This is a genomic window from Martelella sp. HB161492, from assembly GCF_013184775.1.
In the GTDB taxonomy this organism is placed as follows: Bacteria; Pseudomonadota; Alphaproteobacteria; order Rhizobiales; family Rhizobiaceae; genus Martelella.
In genome coordinates this window covers 213,105-232,539 of the sequence record NZ_JAATVV010000007.1, presented here as the reverse complement: position 1 = coordinate 232,539, position 19,435 = coordinate 213,105, and the positions used below count along the sequence as shown (strand labels likewise).

Sequence of the window (19,435 nt, the reverse complement as noted above, 5' to 3'; positions counted from 1 at the left end):
ATGGCACCGCCGATTCTGAAACTCGACGATATTCACTTAAGCTTTGGCGGCACGCCGCTTCTGGATGGTGCCGGTCTGCAGGTCGAGCCGGGTGACCGGATATGCCTTGTCGGGCGCAATGGCTCGGGCAAGTCGACCCTGCTGAAAATCGCTGCCGGTCTTGTGGAAGCCCAGTCGGGAGAGGTGTTCCGTCATCCCGGCTCCACCATCCGCTATCTCGAACAGGCGCCGGATTTTTCGGGTTTCGACACGGCAGAGGCCTATGTCGCGGCCGGCCTGGCACCCGGCGATGATCACTACCGCGCCACCTATCTGATGGAGCATCTGGGTGTTGACCCGGCGGCCGACCCGAAGACACTTTCGGGCGGTGAGGCGCGGCGAGCAGCGCTGGCGCGGGTTCTGGCACCGGAACCCGACATCCTGCTTCTCGATGAGCCCACCAACCATCTCGATCTCACCACGATCGAATGGCTGGAAGAGGAACTGAAGGGCACGCGTTCGGCGCTGGTGCTGATCTCGCATGACCGGCGCTTTCTCGAAAATGTCTCCACCGCAACGGTCTGGCTCGATCGCGGCACGGCGCGGCGTCTGAATGAGGGCTTTGCCGGTTTCGAGGCCTGGCGGGACAAGGTGCTGGAAGAAGAAGAGGCCGAACAGCACAAGCTCGGCCGCGCCATCGTGCGGGAGGAACACTGGTTGCGCTATGGCGTGACGGCCAGGCGCAAGCGCAATATGCGCCGCCTTGGCGAGCTGCATGACATGCGCGCGCGCCACCGTGCGCATCAGGGGCCGCAGGGCACGGTCAAGGCCAGCGCCGCGGATAGCCGCGAATCCGGCAAGCTGGTGATCGAGGCGGAAAACATCACCAAGTCCTTCGGCGACAGGCAGGTGGTCAAGCCCTTCTCGATTCGCGTCCAGCGCGGCGACCGCATCGGCCTCGTCGGCCCCAATGGCGCGGGCAAGACGACGCTTCTGAAGCTGCTCACCGGCCAGCTGGCGCCCGATGAGGGTTTCGTCCGCCTTGGCGTCAATCTGGAGATCGCCACGATCGACCAGAAGCGCGAGGAGCTGAACCCCGACGATACGCTGGCGCATTATCTGACCGACGGGCGTGGCGAGAACCTGCTGGTCAATGGCGAGCAGCGCCATGTTTCCGGCTATATGAAGGATTTTCTGTTCCAGCCGGAACAGGCACGCACACCGATCCGCAATCTTTCAGGCGGTGAGCGGGCACGGCTGATGCTGGCGCGCATTCTTGCCCGCCCCGCCAATCTTCTGATCCTCGACGAACCGACCAACGACCTCGATATCGAAACGCTGGATCTGCTGCAGGAAATCGTTGCCGGGTTTTCGGGCAGCGTCATCCTCGTCTCGCATGACCGTGATTTTCTCGATCGCACGGTGACGACCACGATTGCGCCGAAAGTGCCGCTTTCGCCCGATGGTGAATGGCTGGAATATGCCGGCGGCTATACCGACATGCAGGCCCAGCGCAAGGGCGCGGCCGATGAGGCCCGCCGGGCGGAAAAGGCGAAGAAGGAACGCCAGCAGAGCGCTGAAACAAAGGCTGAGCCGGCGAAGAAGCAGGGCAAGCTTTCCTTCAAGCAGAAATTCGCGCTCGAAAACCTGCCGAAGGAGATGGAGACGATCTCGGCCGCCGTGGAAAAGCTGGAGGCGAAAATGGCCGATCCTGCCTTCTTCTCCCGCGATCCCGATGGGTTTTCCAAGGTAGCAAACGAGATTGCCAGGCTTCGCGATGACCTCGCCGCCAAGGAGGAAGAGTGGCTGGAGCTGGAAATGCTGCGCGAGGAGCTGGAGGGCTGAGGAACCATGGCCGCGCTCATCTATTTCGCCTATGGTTCGAACATGCTCGGCGAAAGGCTGATGCGGCGCTGTCCTTCGGCCCGGATGCTCAGTGCCGCAAGGCTTGATGACTTCGGCCTTGCCTTTGACAAGTCGGGGCGGGATCGCTCGGGCAAGGCGACCATCCTGCCGGTGGCCGGGCAAGCCGTCTTCGGCGTCGTCTTCTCGCTTGATCCGGCTGACCGTCCGGCGCTCGATGCAGCCGAAGGGCGTGGCCGGGGCTATGATTGCATTGAAGCCATTGTGGTTACCCCGCTCGATGGCGGACCGCCGCTTGGCGCAATGACCTATATGGCGCCCCCCGCTTACCGCGATGCCGCGCTGAAACCCTTCGACTGGTATCGCGGTCTTGTCGTCGCCGGTGCGCATCAAAATGCGCTTCCGGCGGACTATCGCGCCTGCCTTGCCGCCACACAGGCCGTGGCCGATCCTGATCCGTCACGGCCGGGCCGGCAGGAAGCGCTTCAGGTTCTTGCCGCCGCAGGATACGCTTCCGATGGCAGCTTTCTTGGCTGAGCGATGTTTCCGACTTGAAACTGACACAGGGTCTTTCGTAAATAGGGCGCGACGAAAATCCGGAAACGTCGCTTGCACCGTCGGGGCAGAGGTTTTCAAGGCGGGTGCCACTTGATGTGACTTTCTGGGTTACGCCGGATTTGAAACGGGAATGAAATGTCAGACCTTCACGGCGAGCCATCAGAACACAGAAAACAACGCTGGATCGGAACGTCTGCGGGTTCGTCCCGCCTGCCGCTGATCCCATCCGTCTCGGCGGCGCGCTGGCTGTTGCTGATGGTGATCGTCGCCGCAATCTATTTCTTTCATGGCTTCATCGTGCCGGTTCTGGCGGCGCTGATCATCGCCTTTGCCTCTGATCCGCTGTTTGAGGATCTGAAGCGGCGGGTCGGCAACCGCCGGCCGCTGGCTGCGGCGATTGCCATTCTGTTGATCCTCGCCTTTATCATCGTGCCGCTGGTCTTTGCTGTCTCCTATGTGCTGCGCGAGGCCGAGAGCTGGATCATCTGGGCAACCCAGGCCAATCGTTTCGGCGCGCCGCCGCCCGAATGGATCACCACGCTTCCTGTGGTCGGGGAGTGGATCGTCGGCAAGTGGCATGACTATCTTGGCAAGCCCGGCGATATCGGCCAGCTGATCCAGGCGGTCAGCGGCGAGAACATTGGCAGCATCTACCGCACGGCGCTGGCCCTTGGCGGCAAGTTCTTCAATCTTGTGCTTGCGCTGCTGTTCATGCTGATCGCGCTGTTCTTCATCTACAAGGACGGACATAAATTTGCCGGTCAGCTCGACATGATCGGCGAAAGGCTGTTTCCCGAGCGCTGGCAGCGCATCTCGCGCGTGGTTCCGGCAACGATTTCGTCCACCGTTACCGGCATGACCCTGATCGCCATTGGCGAGGGGCTGGTGCTGGGCACCGCCTACTGGCTGGCCGGTGTGCCGAACTTCATCACCTTCGGCCTGATCACCGCCGTCATGGCGCTGATCCCTGGCGGGGCGCCTTTGACCTTCACGCTGATCTCCGTCTATCTGATCGCGCGCGGCACGCCGGTTCATGGCCTCGGTCTTTTGGCCTGGGGCACGTTTGAACTGTTCATCGTCGACAAGACATTGCGCCCGCGCCTTGTCGGCGGGCCGATCAAGCTGCCGTTCCTGCCGACGTTTTTCGGTCTGGTGGGCGGCGTCAAGACCATGGGGCTTGTCGGGCTTTTCGTCGGGCCGGTGCTGATGGCGTTGATCGTGGCGATCTGGCGCGAATGGGTACTGGAGGCCGCCAGCAGCGAGCAGGCCGCCGAGGCGGCCCGGCATGCCGATGATGATGCGGAAGTGGTGACGCCCATCTCCGCACCGCCGGAGCGACCGGTCACATCGGGCGATTGACCGGGAAACGCGGCTTTCATCAAACCCGCTAGAGTGCCGAGCGTCCTTTTGGACGCACCAGGACGCTCTATCTTATTGAATCTGCGCATCGTTCTTTTTGAGGCGATGCGCTAGGGAAGGATCGTGATTTTCGTTCTGCGCGAAAGATGCGGCAGGATCACGCGCATGGCATGGCGGGAGATGGCGACACAGCCTTGCGTTCCGGAAAAATCCGATCGCGCCAGATGCAGGAAAATTGCCGAACCTGCATGGCGCTTTCGCGCCGTCACATTCCAGTCGAGCACCCCGATCACATCATAAAGGCCGTCATCACGCAGCAGCTGTTCATGGCTCGGCGCGAAGGGCAGGCGGACCGGCCTGTTGTAATTGGCGTCTGAAGGCGAATCGCACCAGCCATCGCGGCCTGAGATCAGGCGGCGCTTCAGCGGCGAAGGCGGAAAGCGGCGACGGCGCGGGCGTTCCATGAGATCCAGAAGCCGCATGCTGGCGAGCGGTGTCTTGCCGTCACCTTCACGTTTGCGACAGCTGATGCCATGGACGCCAATGGCGGCGGGAAAGCAGAGCGGTCCGAAGCGGAGAAGGGCGCGGTGCGCCGCGCCGGGCAGGCGGCGGACGACAAGGGGTTCATCCTGCGGTAAGATGGTATTCTGCCGTGGATAGCGGCGGGAAATGGCGTGGGTCACGGATTTTTGCTTTGTCTGTGAAAACGGACTAACGTCATAGCAATAAGCTCCGGATCATAATGGTGCAATGGCAGGTCGTGACGGCCCGCCGATCAGGGAAGGATGGCGCATGACGGCAAGGACGATCCTGCTTGTGGACGATGATGAGGATCTTCGCGACACGCTTGTGGAGCAGCTTCAGCTCTATGACGAGTTTATCATTCATGCCGCAGGCTCTGCCGCCCAGTCGATCAAGCTTGCCCGGGAAGGCCAGATCGATCTGCTCATCATGGATGTCGGGCTTCCGGATATGGATGGCCGGGAAGCCGTGAAGCTTCTGCGCAAGAACGGGTTCAAGGCACCGATCATCATGCTGACCGGCCATGATACAGACAGTGACACCATTCTCGGACTTGAGGCGGGTGCCAATGATTATGTGGCAAAGCCGTTCCGTTTTGCCGTGCTTCTGGCGCGCATCCGGGCGCAATTGCGCCAGCATGAGCAGAGCGAGGATGCGACCTTCAAGGTCGGCCCCTACACCTTCAAGCCCGGACAGAAGGTCTTCACCGATCTCGTCGGCAAGAAGATCCGTCTGACCGAGAAGGAAGCGGCAATCGTGCGTTATCTCTACCGTGCCGGCCAGAAGGTGGTTACCCGCGACATGCTGCTTGAAGAGGTCTGGGGCTATAATTCGGGCGTCACCACCCATACGCTCGAAACCCATGTCTATCGTTTGCGCCAGAAGATCGAGGAAGATCCCTCCAATGCGCGCATTCTCGTCACGGAAAACGGTGGTTACAAGCTGGTGCCATGACCTGTCATGGCCTATAGGAGAGCGATCGCCAGCAGTCGAGACGGAGAGGGAGACAGGGGATGGCACTTTCCCGCGACATCGAGGTTCTGCGAAGAACCGATCTGTTTTCCGGCTTCACCGGCGATCAGCTGCTGCTTGTCGCCTTTACCGCGCGGCAGATCAGGCTCGAGCCTGGTGAGCTTCTCTTGCGGGAAAACGATATCAGCGAAGGCGCCTATGTGGTGGCCGAGGGCAAGCTGTCGCTGGAGGCGGGCGGACAGTCCTGCGGGATTGCTGGTCCGGGAAGTGTGCTGGCGGAAGTGGCGCTGGTCAGCCCCATCGCGCACCGGCTGACGGCGACGGCGGATCTGCGGTCCGAGATCTTCTTCATCAGCCGCGAGGCCTTCATCAAGCTCGTCGGTGAATATCCCGACATTGGCGAAGCCATGGACCGGCGGCTGCGGCAGGGCTTTGCCGAAATGGTCAGCGCGCTTGATTCGGTGCGCACACGGCTTTCCGATTTCTGATTGATCCAGACTCAACCGAAAATGCCCCGCAGCGCGGGGCACCGTCATGTCAACGGCTCGCAAGCGCTGCCGTTTTCCCCGGAAATGCCTCAGGCGCCGAGATGGCGCTCGCCGCGTGTCTTGGAAAGGGCGATCTGGTGCTGGCGTTCGCGGAAGCGGGCGCGGTCGCTGGCATCATAAAGCGTTTCGCAATGGGGACATGAAACGCCTTTTTCGTAAGCGGGCATGGCCTGTTCTTCCGGCGTGACCGGATGGCCGCAGGCGTGGCAGAGAATATGTCCGCCCTCTTTCAGGCCGTGGGTCAGCGAAACGCGCTCGTCAAAGACAAAGCAGGCCCCTTCCCAGAGGCTCTCGTCTTCCGGCACCTCTTCGAGATATTTCAAAATCCCGCCCTTGAGGTGATAGACCTCGTCGAAACCCTGTTCCTTCATATAGGCGGAGGCCTTTTCGCAGCGAATGCCTCCGGTGCAATACATGGCGATCTTCGGTTTGTTGTGCAGGCCGGCATTGGCCTTCACCCATTCGGGAAATTCGCGAAAGGTTCTGGTTTTCGGATCGACAGCGTTCTTGAACAGACCGATGGCGGTCTCATAATCATTGCGGGTGTCGATGACCACGGTTTCGGGATCGGAAATCAGCGCGTTCCAGTCCTTCGGCTCGACATAGGTGCCGACGATCTTCAGCGGATCGATATCCTCGACACCCATGGTGACGATTTCCTTCTTCAGCCGCACCTTCATGCGGTTGAACGGCATTTCCGAAGCCTGGCTTTCCTTATGCACGAGGCCGGAAAATTCCGGTCTGGCACGGATGAAATCCAGGAGGGCGGCAATGCCGTCGGGGCTGCCGGCAACCGTGCCGTTAATGCCTTCATGGGCAAGCAGCAGCGTGCCGCGGATGCCCTCGGCTTCGGCCTTTTCAAGAAGGGGAGCGCGGAAATCGCGAAAATCGGGAAAGCGCGCGAAGTGATAGAGTGCTGCGACCAGAAAGGGTCCGTTCTCAGCCATGGCCTTGTCCTGCCGTTCTTGATGTTTTTCAAGTCCTGTCATGGCGCGGGTCAATACACCCTTCGCCCCATGCTTGGCAAATCAAACCTGCCGGAACGGCCCGGATCAAAGGGGGTTCAGCCGCGCCACAGCCGCTCGATCACCTGAGCCTCGCGGTCCGGATCGTCGGAGTAGAGCTGCCGGGCCAGCCTGATTGCCGCCTTGCGCAGCCGCAGGCGCTCCTCTGCCGCAGCGCTCGCGACGGTCTCAAGCGCATCCTGATGGACCAGTCGTTCCTCCTTGCTGCCAACAAGGACGAGAAGAACGCTCAGATCATGTTCATGACCGAGAAGATCAGCCAGCAGCTTTGCCCGCTCGCGTCTGGCAGAAAGGCCTGACGGCCAGATCCCGGCGGCGAGGCTTGCGAACATCCAGTAATCCTGGCTGCGCTTGCGCAATTCGTGGAAATCCTCGTCCGCGCTGCCGGCCCGTGCCGACATCAGCGCCACCTGGGCTGCGCTCAGCGTCCGGTGCCAGCCTGCGGCGATGCGGGCGGCGGCCTTCTTGCGGCCGGGGGCAAATTCATGGGCCTTGACCGCCTCCATCGCCGCCCGGCACGTGCCGATTGCCACGGTGACCTTGCGCTCCAGCGCGCCATCACTCATGGCGATGTCGTCGCGCCGTGCCGTCAATGCGCGTTCCAGCGCATAAAGTGCCATATCGGTCTTGCCATCAGGGCCGATGCTGCGCAGGTAATTGACCGTTTCGATCAGCGCGGTCGCATCGCGCTCGGCGGAAAGCGAGGCGGACATATCGCGGATACGGGCATTTTCCCGCCGGGCGAAGCCCTTGGCATCGGCGCGGGCGAAACGGTAAAGGCCACGCAGCCGCTTGAAACGCTTGCGCGCGGCATGCACCGCCTCATGCAGCCCGTCGGGCTGCTCGCTCAAAAGCGCGATCGCCTTGGACAGCTCCTCGATGGCAACGGCGCGGAAGGCCTCGTTGAACGGCTTGTCGGGGTCGATCTCGAAAGCCATGTCAGATCTCCTCCGGTAGCCCGGCGCGTTTTGACAGCGACTGGTTGAGATAGCGCCGGTCACCCGTCACCTCGCGGCCGAGCCAGTCGGGCAGTGGCGGCTTAGCGTCCTCATCCGGCAGTTCGACCTCGGCGACGATCAGGCCATCATGATCGCCGTGAAAAACATCGATTTCATAGGTGAAGGCGCCGCACGCGACCCTATAGCGGGTCTTGTCGATGACGATCCCGGTTGCATGGTGCAGCATCTGCCGGGCATCGTCCAGCGGCACGTCATATTCGAATTCATCGCGCGCAAAGGTGCCGTCACCGAATTTCAGCGTGATCTTTGCCGATTTGCCGTCGAAAAGGCGCACCCGCACGGAGCGGTCAGGTCCGCCGGCCAGATAGGCCTGGGTGAGTCGCACGCCATGATCCGCCTGCTTTTCCCAATCCGCCGTGCGAATGAGGAACTTGCGCTCAATTTCCCTGGCCATTTCCACTCCCTGCCATCAAACCGGCATGCTGCTTATGATTAATCGAGATCAAACTGGCATAACAAAAACAAGATACAAGTGCCGTGATGTCGCTTAAGGCTCGACTTGACTGAAGCGGCACGGTATTCCACGAGGTGAGGCATTGCCGCGTTGCTCCCAGACCGGCGCTTGCCACGCCCTATTCTCGCTTGTTTCCGGCGGGCAGGCCGATTTATCTGTCACCGGAAGCAGTTGCGTCTAACCGGTTAATGAGGACTGACCGACCATGGAAGCAAAAACCCAATCCCTCCTCTCCGTTCTGACGGCACAGCCGGTGGTCCCGGTCCTGATCGTCGAAGAGGTTGCGCATGCGGTGCCGCTGGCCCGCGCGCTCGTCGAAGGCGGGCTGAAGGCGCTGGAAATCACGCTGCGCACGCCGGCAGCTCTTGATGTCATCAAGGCGATGTCGGAAGAGATCGAAGGCGCCGTCATCGGTGCCGGCACCATCCTTTCGGCCAAGGATTACGAAGCCGCCGTCAAGGCCGGCTCCAAATTCATCGTGTCGCCCGGCGTCAACGGCGAGATCCTGGACGCTGCCGATGACAGCGAGATCCCGCTTCTGCCCGGCACGGCAACGGCCAGCGAAATGCTGACGCTGCGCGAGGAAGGCTATCGTCTGATGAAATTCTTCCCCGCCGAACAGGCTGGTGGCGCGCCCTATCTGAAGGCTCTGTCCTCGCCTCTCGCGGATCTGAAATTCTGCCCGACCGGCGGTGTTTCGCCGCAGAATGCCATGGACTATCTGAAACTGCCCAACGTCATCTGCGTCGGCGGTTCCTGGGTGGCACCGAAGGATCTGGTGGCCAAGGGCGACTGGGACGGCATCAAGGCGCTGGCCAAGGAAGCCTGCGACACGCTGAAGAAGTAAGCGGTTTTCGATGCGGGCGCCCGTTGTGGCGCCCGCATTGTCTTTTGATGGCTGAAGCGAGGACTGGCGATGACGGATCTGAAGGATTTTGCCCCGCGGCTGCGACCCCAGCCGGTCACCCAGCGCGGCCTGCACGTGACGCTGACGCCCTGGCATGGGCCGGATCATGCCGCGGGCCTGTGGCAGGCGCTGGGCGGTTCGCCCGAGGCCGTCAACACGCTGCTGCGCTATTTTCCCGCCCATGATTTTTGTAACGTCAGTGACTTCAGCGACTGGCTTGATGGTCATAACCGCGCCGGAGACTGGATCACCCGGGTGTTCAAGCGGGCCGGTACGGATGAGATTGTCGGCATGGCGAGCTATATGCGCATCGATCCGAAAAATGGTTCGATCGAGGTCGGTTCCGTCGCGCATGGCCCGGCGATGAAGCGCAGCGCCATGGCGACCGAAGCCCATTATCTGATGGCGCATCACATTTTCGATGATCTCGGCTATCGCCGCTATGAGTGGAAATGCCACAATGAGAACCAGCCGAGCCGCTCGGCAGCGAAAAGGCTTGGTTTTTCCTTTGAGGGCGTGTTCCGCCAGCATATGATTTCGCGCGGTGAAAACCGTGACACGGCCTGGTTCTCGATCATCGACAGCGAATGGCCGGCGCGGCGCTCAGCCTTTGAAGCCTGGCTCAATCCGGACAATTTCGACGCGGCCGGCCAGCAGAAACGAGATCTTGCGACATTGCGGGGCGGGGATGGCGCATAAGGACACCCAGCGCTCCAGCCTGATTGCCGCCGGTATCATCCTCGCCGTCATGGTGATCGGCGGTCTGTTCCTGCCGGAAGTGGTCAATCTGCTTGGCCGGATTTCACCCTTTCTCGGCTTTGGCTTTGGCGTGCTTTTCGTTCTGGCGCTGTTCATCATATTCTGGCTCAGGGCCCGCTACCAGCGCCGCCACTGAGCCCGCCTTCAAAGACCGAGATCCTGCCAGAGCGCATCGACGCGGTCTTTCACATCCTCGCTCATGGCAATCACCCGGCCCCATTCGCGCTCCGTCTCGGTGCCGGTCTTGATGGTGGCATCAAGGCCGATCTTGCCGCCAAGGCCGGCCTTGGGCGAGGCGAAGTCGAGATAGTCAATCGGCGTGTTGTCAATCAGCATCGTATCGCGTGAGGCGTCATAGCGGGTCACCAGCGCCCAGATCACATCCTTCCAGTTGCGGATATCGATGTCCGGATCGACGACGATGATCAGCTTGGTCATGTTGAACTGCGACAGCATCGACCATAGCGCCATCATCACCCGCCGTGCCTGGCCGGGATAGCGCTTGTCGATCGAAACGACGATGGCGCGGTAGGAACAGGCCTCGGCCGGCAGGTGGATGTCGAGGATTTCCGGGACCTGCTGTCTGACCAGCGGCACGAAAAGCTCGTTCATCGCCTCGCCCAGCACGGAAGGCTCATCCGGCGGCCGGCCGGTATAGGTCGAAAGATAGACCGGTTTCTTCCGCATGGTGATCGCCGAAACGGTAAAGACCGGGAAGCGTTCAACGGCATTGTAATAGCCGGTATGGTCGCCATAGGGGCCTTCATCGGCCTCCTCCGTCACCGAAACGCTGCCCTCGAGCACGATCTCGGCATTGGCAGGCACGATCTGCGGCTGCGAAACCGCGCGGGCAATGCGCGCCTTGCGGCCGGACAGAACGCCGGAAAAATCAAGTTCGCTCATCTCTTCCGGCAATGGCATGACGGCTGACAATATCGTCGCGGGATCCGCGCCGATCGCGACCGTGACGGGCATGTCCTGGCCCGCCTTCTGCCAGGAGCGGAAATGCTTGGCGCCGCCGCGCTGGGAAAGCCAGCGCATGATCAGCCGGTTTTTGCCCAGCTTCTGCATCCGGTAGACGCCGACATTGATATCGTCCGGATCGTCATGATCGCTGGTAATGACCAGCGGCCAGCTGACAAGTGGTGCCGGTTCACCCGGCCAGCACCACTGGATCGGCAGCCGCGAAAGATCGACGGCATCCCCCTTCAGCACCACTTCCTGGCAGGGCGGGCGGTTGTTCTGCTTCACGCCCAGCGCCAGCGCCGAGCGGATCAGCGGCAGGCTGTCAAAGGCTTCGCGCATCGAGGCGGGCGGCTGCGGTGCGCGCAATTGTCCCAGAAGCGTGGCGAGATCGCCGATATGGCCGCCGGCAAGGCCGAAGCCCCATTCGATCCGCTCGCGTGTGGCAAAGAGATTGGTCACCACGGGAATGGCCAGGACATTGCCGTCAGCATCAACCGGCTGCTCGAAAAGAAGGGCCGGACCGCCGGCATGCAGGACGCGGCGGCTGATTTCGGTGATCTCGTGAACCAGCGAAACGGGCCTGGTGATACGCTTCAGCCTGTCGCGCTTTTCAAGCGTTGCGAGAAAGTCCTTAAGGCTGTCATAGCGGCGGGGCGGGGCGTCGTTTTTCATGGCCAAGCCTTGGCGTGCACAAAAGGGCAAGTCTTTGCGCTAGCTCAAATCGCAAGGCCACGGCTGCCGATAGTTTGCGGCTATGGAAGTTTAGCGAAAGACAAGAACGATGAGATTACCGCCTGCTATTGCTATCCCGTTCGATCTCGTGCCCATCGCCCTGGCGGAGCGGACGGCAAACATGCTGCTGCACCGGCTGATGCGCAAGCATCCGGCCCTGTTTGAACGCCTTGGCGAGCACAAGGCCAAGGCCTATGCCTTCCGGCCGGTCGACCTGCCCTTCACATTCGTGATTTCCCCCGCGGCGGAAGAGGTAACGGTGCTTCGATCGGACGCCGAGATCCACGCCGATGCCACGGTCGAAGGCCCCTTCTTCATTCTGCTGGCGCTGATGGAAGGCCGGCTGGATGGCGATGCGCTGTTCTTCTCGCGCGATCTGTCCGTTTCGGGCGATATGGAAGCAACGCTGGCGCTCAGAAACGCGCTTGATGATTGCGAAATCGATCTGCCGACCGACCTGGCACCGCTTGCCGGTCCCTTTGCACCGCTCGTCGCCCATACCGCGGCACGCATTCGCGGCAAGGTTCTGTTTGAGGAGCCGCACGCATGGAACTGATCTGCCCGGCCGGCACGCCGTCGGCCTTCCGCGCCGCCGTGGAGGCTGGCGCGGATGCGGTCTATTGCGGTTTTCGCGATGAGACCAATGCCCGTAACTTCCCCGGCCTCAATTTTTCCCGCGAGGAGCTGAAAGAGGCGATTGCCTACGCTCACAAGAACAATGTGAAGGTGCTGGTGGCGCTGAACACCTTCATGCGTGCCGGTGATGAGGAGATCTGGTATCGCGGCGCCGCTGATGCCGTTGCTGCCGGCGCCGATGCGCTGATTCTCGCCGATTTCGGCCTGATGGCCCATGTCGCGGAAAAATACCCTGAACAGCGCCTGCATGTTTCCGTACAGGCATCGGCCTCCAACCCGGATGCGATCAATTTTCTTGTCGATGCCTTCAAGGCCCAGCGTGTCGTTCTGCCGCGCACACTGACAATTGCCGATATTGCCCGGATCGGTAAGGCGGTGAAATGCGAGATCGAGGTCTTTGTCTTCGGCGGACTTTGCGTCATGGCCGAGGGACGCTGCGCGCTCTCTTCCTATGCCACCGGAAAATCGCCGAATATGAACGGCGTCTGCTCACCGGCAAGCCATGTGCGCTACCGCCGCGAGGGCAATGACATGGTCTCCGAGCTTGGCGGCTACACGATCAACCGTTTCGGCGATGGCGAGGCCGCCGGTTATCCGACGCTCTGCAAGGGCCGTTTCGATATCGGTGAAGCCTGCGGCTATGCCTTCGAGGATCCGGTCTCGCTTGACGTGATGAGCGAGATCGATGCGCTCAGGGCCGCCGGGGTTTCGGCGCTGAAGATCGAGGGCCGCCAGCGCGGCAAGGCCTATGTGGCCGAAGTGGTTTCAACGCTGAAAAAGGCGCTGACGGCCGAACCTGAAGCACGGGCAGCCCTTCTGTCCCGGCTGAAGGGGCTTTCCGAAGGGGGCAAGACGACCTCCGGTGCTTACGAGAAAAAGTGGAGATAAGCCATGGCTGAGGCACAACTGACGCTCGGGCCGGTCTATGCGCTCTGGGACGGACCGAAATGGCGGGACTTCTATTTCCGCATCGCCGATGAAGCGCCGGTTGACCGTGTCGTTGTCGGCGAGACGGTCTGCTCCAAGCGCCAGCATTTCACCGAGCCGCATCTGGCCGAGGTGATCGAGCGGCTGGAGGCTGCCGGCAAGGAGGTGATCATCTCCACCTATGCGCTGGTGACGCTGCCGCGCGAGATCAAGCAGGTGCGTGAAACGGCGGAAGGCTCGCCTTACCCCGTCGAGGCGAATGATCTGTCGGCACTGAATTTTCTCAAGGATCGCCCGCATACGGTCGGGCCGCTGGTCAACGTCTATAATGCGCCGACGGCCAGGGTTTTGAAATCGCGCGGTGCCACAGCCATCTGTCTGCCGCCGGAGCTGCCGCTGGATTCGATTGCGGCGATCGCCGCCGGGGATCCGGGGGTCGAGCTGGAGGTCTTCGCCTTCGGCCGCATGCCGCTTGCGATTTCCGCGCGCTGTGCGCATGCCCGTTCCAAGGGCAAGATCAAGGATAACTGCCAGTTCGTCTGTGGCGACGATCCGGACGGTCTGGCGGTGAAAACCCTTGATCATCAGCCTTTTCTGGTGCTGAACGGGGTGCAGACCGTGTCCCACACCTGCCAGTCGCTGGTTGGCGAACTCGGCGCGCTCCGGGCCGCAGGCATTTCCCGGTTCCGTCTGTCGCCGCAGGATTGCGACATGGTGGCGGTGGCGCTGACCTATCGCGCCGTGCTTGATGGCAGGCTTGCCGCTGACAATGCACTAGCGGAACTGAAGGCGATCTATCCGGCCGCACCGCTTTCCAACGGCTTTCTGCATGGCCGCGAGGGCGCTGCCTATATTGCCGCCGCCCGCAGCGCCTGAGGCGGGGGGCGAGCCTCCCGCCGGTCACGGGATGGATCGGCGGCGCTGGCTTTTCGGGTGGCTCTGGCGTCTGAAAGTGGGCAAACCGGGTGTCTACCCATCGGCCGATGCTTCAGGCTATGATGTTTGTCGCGCAACAGATGGCTGAGGCAATGGAATACCGGCAGATCGATCTTCTCGGCGGGGCGGGGATGCTGCGCAGCGTCGAACGGCATTTTGCCTTCGCGCCGCATAGTCATGACGAAATCGTCATCGCCGCCTATTGCGGCGGCGGCAAGCTCTTTCGTTGTGACCGCCAGGAGGGGGAAGCGCTGCCGGGCGATCTTCTGGTCATTGCTGCGGATGTCGTTCACGCGGCGAAAACACCCGCCGGCACATTCTGGGACTATCAGGCGCTCTATTTGCCGCGGCTCGAAACTGCGGCACTCTTCGGGCTGGACCGGACGAATGACAGACGTCGCTTTTCCGGCTTTCGGCTGCTGAAGGCCGGGACAGATCAGGCAAGGGCGGGGCAAGAACTGCTTTCGGCGCTGGCACGCGCGCGGGCGGAGGATGCCGGTCTTTCTGAGGAGCGGCTGGCGGCCTTTCTCGGCGGCTTGTGGCCTGCCGATCATCCCGAACCGGCGCCGGCGGCAAAGGCATTGCGCCGGGTCGCCGAGCGTTTGCGGGAAACGCCTGCAGTCACGCCGAGGCTTTGCGAGCTGGCAGCAGAGGCGGGTGTCTCACCGGAACATCTGAGCCGTGCATTTCATCACCAGTTCGGCCTCAGCCCGTTTCAGTGGCTCGAATCCGAGCGGGTGAAACTTGCCAGAGATCTGATCGCCAGGCGGATGCCGCTTGCCGAGGCGGCCGTGGCTGCGGGATTTTCGGATCAGAGCCACATGACGCGATGGTTCCGGCGGATCTGCGGCATGACGCCTGGTACCTTTGCCCGGCATCAATAGCGTTCAAGAAAGTGGATCCTCCGCATGCTTCAGTCACCTTTCAGCAAAGGAGACCAGAATGCGGACAACACCACTGATGCAGAAACGGATCGGAATTCTCGGTGGATCGAGCAATGTCGCGACGGCGGAATATTACCAGATGATCAATGCCGGGGTGAACCGGCGCCTCGGGGGCTGGGAGATCGCCGAAACGCTGATTGCCGGCATGAATTTCGGCAATATCGAAGCGTTTATCCGTGATGATGACTGGCCGGCACTGTCAGCCTATCTGGAGGGCAATATCGACCGGCTGGTCGCTGGCGGGGCGGATTTCATCATTTGCGTTTCCAACACGCTGCACAAGGCCGTGGGGCCGCTGATGCAACAACGAGACTGCGCATTCCTTCATATTGCCGATCCGACAGCTGCGGCCATTCGGGCGAAAGGACTGACGACGGTGGCACTTCTCGGCACCAGAACGACCATGGGCGAGCGCTATATGCGCGACTATTATGCCACGCAATTCGGTCTCGATATTGTGGTACCGGATGATGCCGAGCAGGCTGATATTGACCGGATCATCTTCAACGAACTGTGTCTCGGACGGCTCGAGACGTCATCCAGGATGCGCTATCTGGAGATTGTCGACCGGCTTGCACGCGATGCGGGGGCGGAGGGGCTGATCCTCGGCTGTACCGAGATCTTTCTGCTGATCGATCAGTCGGACCGCCCCGATCTGCCGATGTTCAACACCACGGCTCTGCATTGCGCAGCGATCGTTGACAAGGCGCTCGGCTGACGGTCAGGCGGCGGCCGTGGCGGCTGCGAAGAGCGTCAGCCCGACCAGCAGGACAAAGAGCGCGCCGAGGATTTCGATCGCATGGCCGACAAAGGCGCCGCGTCCCGTATTTGCACCGGCAAGCCGCACGGCAATGCCCTTGAAGGCGACGGCAATGATGGCCAGAGCGGACACCGTGATCGCGGTGCCGACTGCCATGGCAAAGACCGAGGCAATGCCGCCAAGGACGAGGCCGTTGAGAATGGCGAAGGTGAGCACGATCAGCGCGCCGGAACAGGGGCGCATCCCGATCGCCAGAATGGCCGATCCTGCTGCCTTCCAGTCCATGCGATTTCCGGCAAGGTCAGCCGGCATCGGCATGTGGATATGACCGCAGCCGCAATCAGGCCCGTGGATGTGATTGGGATCCGGGTGGGGGACGATTTCTTCTGCCTGGAAACGCATTGTTGTGCGGACTGCGGTCGTGCCGGCCCCCTGGGGCACGGCCGTAGCGGGATCGATCTGGCCGGATGCCGGCCGGCGGCCAGCGACCAGCGCCCGGATCTTCGAATAGAGAAGCCAGGCGCCGAAGGCGGCAACCAGGAGAAAACTGGCTTTTTCCATGTAGAGTGTGGCATCGCGCATCGAAACGGAGGTGCCGCGCAATACGAAATAGGCCGTTCCGACAAGAAGGATCGCCGAAACGGCCTGTGCCAGAGAGGCGAGGACCGCGACGAAGATACCGCGTCTCAGCTGTTTTTCATTGGCAATCAGATAGGAGGAGATCACCGCCTTGCCATGGCCGGGGCCAGCGGCGTGAAAGACGCCGTAGCCGAAGGAGAGGCCGACAAGAATCAGGACCTTGAACGGATCGTCCCGCATCGCCTTCAGGGCGGCGGTGAGCGCGTGATAGAAGCGCTGCTGATACTGATTGATGATGATCAGCAGATGTTCCAGCGGTGCGAAGGAGGATGAAAAGGACGGCTCCGCCGTGCCGATGCCGAGAGGCGTCACCTGCGCCTGGGCAATGGTGGCGCCCGCCAGAAAGGCAATGAAGAGCAGGCCGATCATCAAACCGAGTTTCGCTAGTCGCATTGTATGTCCAGCTGGGTTGCGAAGAGTTTGCTCATATCGGTCGGGTCGGAGAAAAAGGCTGCCGTCAGCGCGTTCTTGTTTTCGGAAATCACCTTGTCCGGGTCGGGGCGTACGACCTCGGTCTTGCAGGCCTTGAAGGCATCGCCCATGGTGACGATGTCGCTGTCATGGTGAAAGTCGATCGAGGTGTAGAGCGTCGGATCATAAACGCCTATGGTCAGATGGCCTTTCAGCTTCAGCGGTTTTTCCGGCTCGGCGGAAAAGAACAGCAGCAGCTGGCCATCCTTCATATCTGCATGGATAACGTCCGGCTTTTTCAGCTTCACCGTTTCGCCATTATCGGTAATCTGGGTGTAGAAATCGTATTCCACCAGAGAATCGCGCACCGTCTTGCCGATATCGGTCAGCTCGTCACCGGTCAGCTGATTATCCATGTTGGTGTCATAGTCCATGATCACCGATGACGAGAAGAACTCATCGAAGCGCCAGACATTGTGGAGTTCGGTGATATTGCCCTTGTCATCGGCAACGACCTCGAGCCTGGCATCGACAAAGACATGCGGATGCGCGAGTGCCTGACCGGCAGGCAGCAAAAACAGGCAGGAAAGCGCGGCAGGCCATCTGGCATTCATGGGGGCGGTGTCCGTTGTCGCGACCGTTTCAGGATTGTCAGACCCTGAAACGGGATTGAGTCAAAAAAGAGCCGCAATGGGCCAAACCTCGGATGGAAAGATCACATTAATGTGTCAAGCCGCATGATACCATCGGGAAGCCAGCCGGTCTTGCCATCCGGATTGCGGCAAAAGAGGTAGCCGCCTTCGCTGAACAGCAGTTCCAGCCGGTCGCCGGGCACCACGCTAAGCTCCAGCGCATTGTAGTCGCGGAGGGCGATCTGGCCGCCATCTTTTTCTGCGAGCCAGCTGTCCGGTACCCAGCCTTCGCGGCCGTCTGCGCCGCGACACCAGCTCCAGCCTTCGATATCGGTCTCTTTTCCACCGAGCGTGATGACCGCTTCGCCGGCTTTCACCGCAAGGGGGTCGTCATAGAACCGCTGATAGCGCCTGAGGGCGACGACAAAGGTGCCTTTCGGGAAAATGTAATACATCGCTGCTCAGTCGATATGTTCGCGGAACCATTTCGTCAGATAGTCGACGAAGGAACGCACCTTGACCGGCAGATAGCGGCGATGGGGAAAGATCGCATAAATGCCCGCTCCCGGCGGAAGGTTGTCATCGAAGATCGAGACGAGGCGGCCGTCCTCAAGTGCCTGGCGGGCGACGAAATCCGGAATCAGAGCAACGCCAAGACCGGCAAGCGCGGCACGCATGGTCGCCATCGGCGAGTTGACTTCGATCGGCCCGCGGATCGGCACCGAATAAAGCGTGCCATCGTCGTTGCGGAAGCGGATCGAAGAATAGGATTTCGGGTTGGTGTCGACGATGAAGGAAACATGCGCCAGATCGGCCGGCTTCCTCAGCGGCTGTTCCAGGCTTTCAAGAAAGGCGGGCGAGGCGCAGATGCGATTGACCGAGTCGGCAAGCTTGCGGGCAATCAGCGCGGAATCTTCCAGCCGGGTGATGCGGATGGCGACATCATACCCCTCTTCCACCAGATCGACGAAGCGATCCTCGGCGACGATTTCCAGCGTCACATCGGGATGTTCGCTGGAAAAATCGATCAGAGACTGGCCGATCGGCGCATCAATGAAGGTGCGCGGCACGGAGATTTTCAGCCGTCCGCGCAGATCGGTATTATTGGCGCGCACCGAATCGGAGAGATTGTCGATCTCCTGCAAAATGTCTGCAGCGCTGCGATAATAGATATGGCCGGCCTCGGTGAGGGCGAACTGGCGCGTGGTCCGGTTCAAGAGGAGGGCGCCGAGATCATCCTCCAGCTCACGGACATATTTGGACAGAAGCGCCTTGGAGCGCCCGGTTTTGCGGGCGGCGGCGGAAAAACCTTCCGCCTCCACCACATCGATGAAGGCACGCATGCGTGTCAGTGTATCCATGGCCGCTCGCTGTCGCTTTCAAAAAAATGTTTGTTCTTTGTCAAACGGATAGCACAGATGATCGCCTGCGCGTGCGGATTTTACAACCTGCCCACTTGATTTTGCGGTCCTGTTTGAATAAATCTCCGCTTGCCCAAAGTCGCGCGTGCCTGTGGGTGTCCGCCGACCCTCGAAATGGCGAGGATCTCGGTAAGGTACCTGGAACTAACCCCTCCAGTCGCTTCCCCGGCCAACCGGTCAAGCGAGGACATCTTGAAGCAACGACGGTGCGGGCCTTTCTGGTGTCTCCCTGCTTTCCATCCGCAGGGGTACTGAAGAGGCACATACCATCATTGCCGGAAGTGCGGTCGGGTTCACCCTCCAATCCAAGGCAGACAAAGCCGGACTCGTCTTACACGACAGGTCCATCCGTCTGGCGTTAGCCGTAACCGATCTCCGGGGTCTCCACCGGCCGGGATCGTGAGCGTGTCGATGCGCCCTTTGTCCATCCGGTTTATCCGGATATCGCTTCTGAGAAGGGGTTACC

The 19,435-nt window shown here is 61.0% G+C and carries 22 protein-coding genes; 13 read left to right on the top strand and 9 right to left on the bottom strand.

Features of this window, described 5'->3' with window-relative positions:
- The 3 genes from HCK86_RS13695 to HCK86_RS13685 all read left to right on the top strand — a co-directional run bounded on the left by HCK86_RS13695 (position 1) and on the right by HCK86_RS13685 (position 3,759).
- Complete coding sequence (locus tag HCK86_RS13695; protein ID WP_176085039.1) at positions 1-1,824, top strand: ATP-binding cassette domain-containing protein; 1,824 nt, start codon at positions 1-3, stop codon at positions 1,822-1,824.
- Between the two features lie 6 nt (positions 1,825-1,830).
- Entirely contained in the window at positions 1,831-2,379 is a 549-nt protein-coding gene (locus HCK86_RS13690; protein WP_176085038.1) for a gamma-glutamylcyclotransferase family protein, read from the top strand.
- Between the two features lie 156 nt (positions 2,380-2,535).
- A complete protein-coding gene (locus tag HCK86_RS13685) occupies positions 2,536-3,759 on the top strand; it encodes an AI-2E family transporter (protein ID WP_176085037.1) in 1,224 nt (407 codons plus the stop codon).
- A gap of 110 nt (positions 3,760-3,869) precedes the next feature.
- Here the strand turns inward: HCK86_RS13685 and HCK86_RS13680 are convergent, their stop codons facing one another.
- Positions 3,870-4,442, bottom strand: a complete 573-nt coding sequence (locus tag HCK86_RS13680; RefSeq protein WP_348641079.1) for a L,D-transpeptidase family protein — start codon at positions 4,440-4,442, stop codon at positions 3,870-3,872.
- A gap of 109 nt (positions 4,443-4,551) precedes the next feature.
- Here HCK86_RS13680 and HCK86_RS13675 point away from each other — a divergent pair, with 109 nt between their 5' ends.
- Positions 4,552-5,235, top strand: a complete 684-nt coding sequence (locus HCK86_RS13675) for a response regulator transcription factor (protein ID WP_176085036.1) — start codon at positions 4,552-4,554, stop codon at positions 5,233-5,235.
- A 59-nt stretch (positions 5,236-5,294) separates the two neighbouring features.
- Positions 5,295-5,741 carry a cyclic nucleotide-binding domain-containing protein gene (locus HCK86_RS13670; protein ID WP_176085035.1) on the top strand — a complete coding sequence of 149 codons (447 nt, stop codon included), beginning with the start codon at positions 5,295-5,297 and terminating at the stop codon, positions 5,739-5,741.
- Positions 5,742-5,830: 89 nt separating this feature from the next.
- On the opposite strand, the gene HCK86_RS13665 is transcribed toward HCK86_RS13670, so the two are convergent.
- The 3 genes from HCK86_RS13665 to HCK86_RS13655 form a co-directional block, all read right to left on the bottom strand.
- Positions 5,831-6,748 (bottom strand): rhodanese-related sulfurtransferase, encoded by a 918-nt coding sequence (locus tag HCK86_RS13665; protein ID WP_176085034.1) that lies wholly within the window; start codon positions 6,746-6,748, stop codon positions 5,831-5,833.
- Positions 6,749-6,864: 116 nt separating this feature from the next.
- Positions 6,865-7,764: a CHAD domain-containing protein gene (locus HCK86_RS13660; RefSeq protein ID WP_176085033.1), complete on the bottom strand. Its 900-nt coding sequence runs from the start codon at positions 7,762-7,764 to the stop codon at positions 6,865-6,867.
- Between the two features lies 1 nt (position 7,765).
- Positions 7,766-8,239, bottom strand: coding sequence for a CYTH domain-containing protein (locus tag HCK86_RS13655; protein ID WP_176085032.1), 474 nt, complete (start codon positions 8,237-8,239; stop codon positions 7,766-7,768).
- 265 nt (positions 8,240-8,504) lie between these two features.
- Here HCK86_RS13655 and HCK86_RS13650 point away from each other — a divergent pair, with 265 nt between their 5' ends.
- The 3 genes from HCK86_RS13650 to HCK86_RS13640 all read left to right on the top strand — a co-directional run bounded on the left by HCK86_RS13650 (position 8,505) and on the right by HCK86_RS13640 (position 10,101).
- The gene (locus tag HCK86_RS13650; protein ID WP_141148015.1) at positions 8,505-9,146 is read left to right on the top strand and encodes a 2-dehydro-3-deoxy-phosphogluconate aldolase; all 642 of its coding nucleotides are present in this window, start codon (positions 8,505-8,507) and stop codon (positions 9,144-9,146) included.
- A 69-nt stretch (positions 9,147-9,215) separates the two neighbouring features.
- The gene (locus HCK86_RS13645; RefSeq protein ID WP_176085031.1) at positions 9,216-9,905 is read left to right on the top strand and encodes a GNAT family protein; all 690 of its coding nucleotides are present in this window, start codon (positions 9,216-9,218) and stop codon (positions 9,903-9,905) included.
- Positions 9,895-10,101: a hypothetical protein gene (locus HCK86_RS13640; RefSeq protein WP_176085030.1), complete on the top strand. Its 207-nt coding sequence runs from the start codon at positions 9,895-9,897 to the stop codon at positions 10,099-10,101. Before HCK86_RS13645 ends, HCK86_RS13640 begins: the two co-directional genes overlap by 11 nt.
- Positions 10,102-10,109: 8 nt before the next feature.
- Here HCK86_RS13640 and HCK86_RS13635 read toward each other — a convergent pair whose 3' ends face one another.
- A complete protein-coding gene (locus HCK86_RS13635) occupies positions 10,110-11,603 on the bottom strand; it encodes a UbiD family decarboxylase (protein WP_176085029.1) in 1,494 nt (497 codons plus the stop codon).
- Positions 11,604-11,712: 109 nt separating this feature from the next.
- On the opposite strand from HCK86_RS13635, the gene HCK86_RS13630 reads away from it, so the two are divergent.
- The 5 genes from HCK86_RS13630 to HCK86_RS13610 all read left to right on the top strand — a co-directional run bounded on the left by HCK86_RS13630 (position 11,713) and on the right by HCK86_RS13610 (position 15,824).
- Positions 11,713-12,219, top strand: coding sequence for an SCP2 sterol-binding domain-containing protein (locus tag HCK86_RS13630; RefSeq protein ID WP_176085028.1), 507 nt, complete (start codon positions 11,713-11,715; stop codon positions 12,217-12,219).
- Positions 12,210-13,187: a peptidase U32 family protein gene (locus tag HCK86_RS13625; protein ID WP_176085027.1), complete on the top strand. Its 978-nt coding sequence runs from the start codon at positions 12,210-12,212 to the stop codon at positions 13,185-13,187. The genes HCK86_RS13630 and HCK86_RS13625 overlap by 10 nt, the downstream gene beginning before the upstream one ends.
- Positions 13,188-13,190: 3 nt before the next feature.
- Positions 13,191-14,102: a U32 family peptidase gene (locus HCK86_RS13620; protein ID WP_176085026.1), complete on the top strand. Its 912-nt coding sequence runs from the start codon at positions 13,191-13,193 to the stop codon at positions 14,100-14,102.
- Positions 14,103-14,242: 140 nt separating this feature from the next.
- The gene (locus tag HCK86_RS13615; RefSeq protein WP_176085025.1) at positions 14,243-15,046 is read left to right on the top strand and encodes an AraC family transcriptional regulator; all 804 of its coding nucleotides are present in this window, start codon (positions 14,243-14,245) and stop codon (positions 15,044-15,046) included.
- 58 nt (positions 15,047-15,104) lie between these two features.
- Complete coding sequence (locus HCK86_RS13610; RefSeq protein WP_176085024.1) at positions 15,105-15,824, top strand: amino acid racemase; 720 nt, start codon at positions 15,105-15,107, stop codon at positions 15,822-15,824.
- 3 nt (positions 15,825-15,827) lie between these two features.
- Here the strand turns inward: HCK86_RS13610 and HCK86_RS13605 are convergent, their stop codons facing one another.
- The 4 genes from HCK86_RS13605 to HCK86_RS13590 form a co-directional block, all read right to left on the bottom strand.
- On the bottom strand, positions 15,828-16,898 hold the full coding sequence (locus HCK86_RS13605) for a nickel/cobalt transporter (RefSeq protein WP_176085023.1): 1,071 nt from the start codon (positions 16,896-16,898) through the stop codon (positions 15,828-15,830).
- Positions 16,889-17,530, bottom strand: coding sequence for a DUF1007 family protein (locus tag HCK86_RS13600; RefSeq protein ID WP_176085022.1), 642 nt, complete (start codon positions 17,528-17,530; stop codon positions 16,889-16,891). Before HCK86_RS13600 ends, HCK86_RS13605 begins: the two co-directional genes overlap by 10 nt.
- 101 nt (positions 17,531-17,631) lie before the next feature.
- Positions 17,632-18,003 carry an SH3 domain-containing protein gene (locus HCK86_RS13595; RefSeq protein ID WP_176085021.1) on the bottom strand — a complete coding sequence of 124 codons (372 nt, stop codon included), beginning with the start codon at positions 18,001-18,003 and terminating at the stop codon, positions 17,632-17,634.
- Positions 18,004-18,009: 6 nt separating this feature from the next.
- On the bottom strand, positions 18,010-18,909 hold the full coding sequence (locus tag HCK86_RS13590; RefSeq protein WP_176085020.1) for a LysR family transcriptional regulator: 900 nt from the start codon (positions 18,907-18,909) through the stop codon (positions 18,010-18,012).
- Positions 18,910-19,435 lie beyond the last annotated feature (526 nt).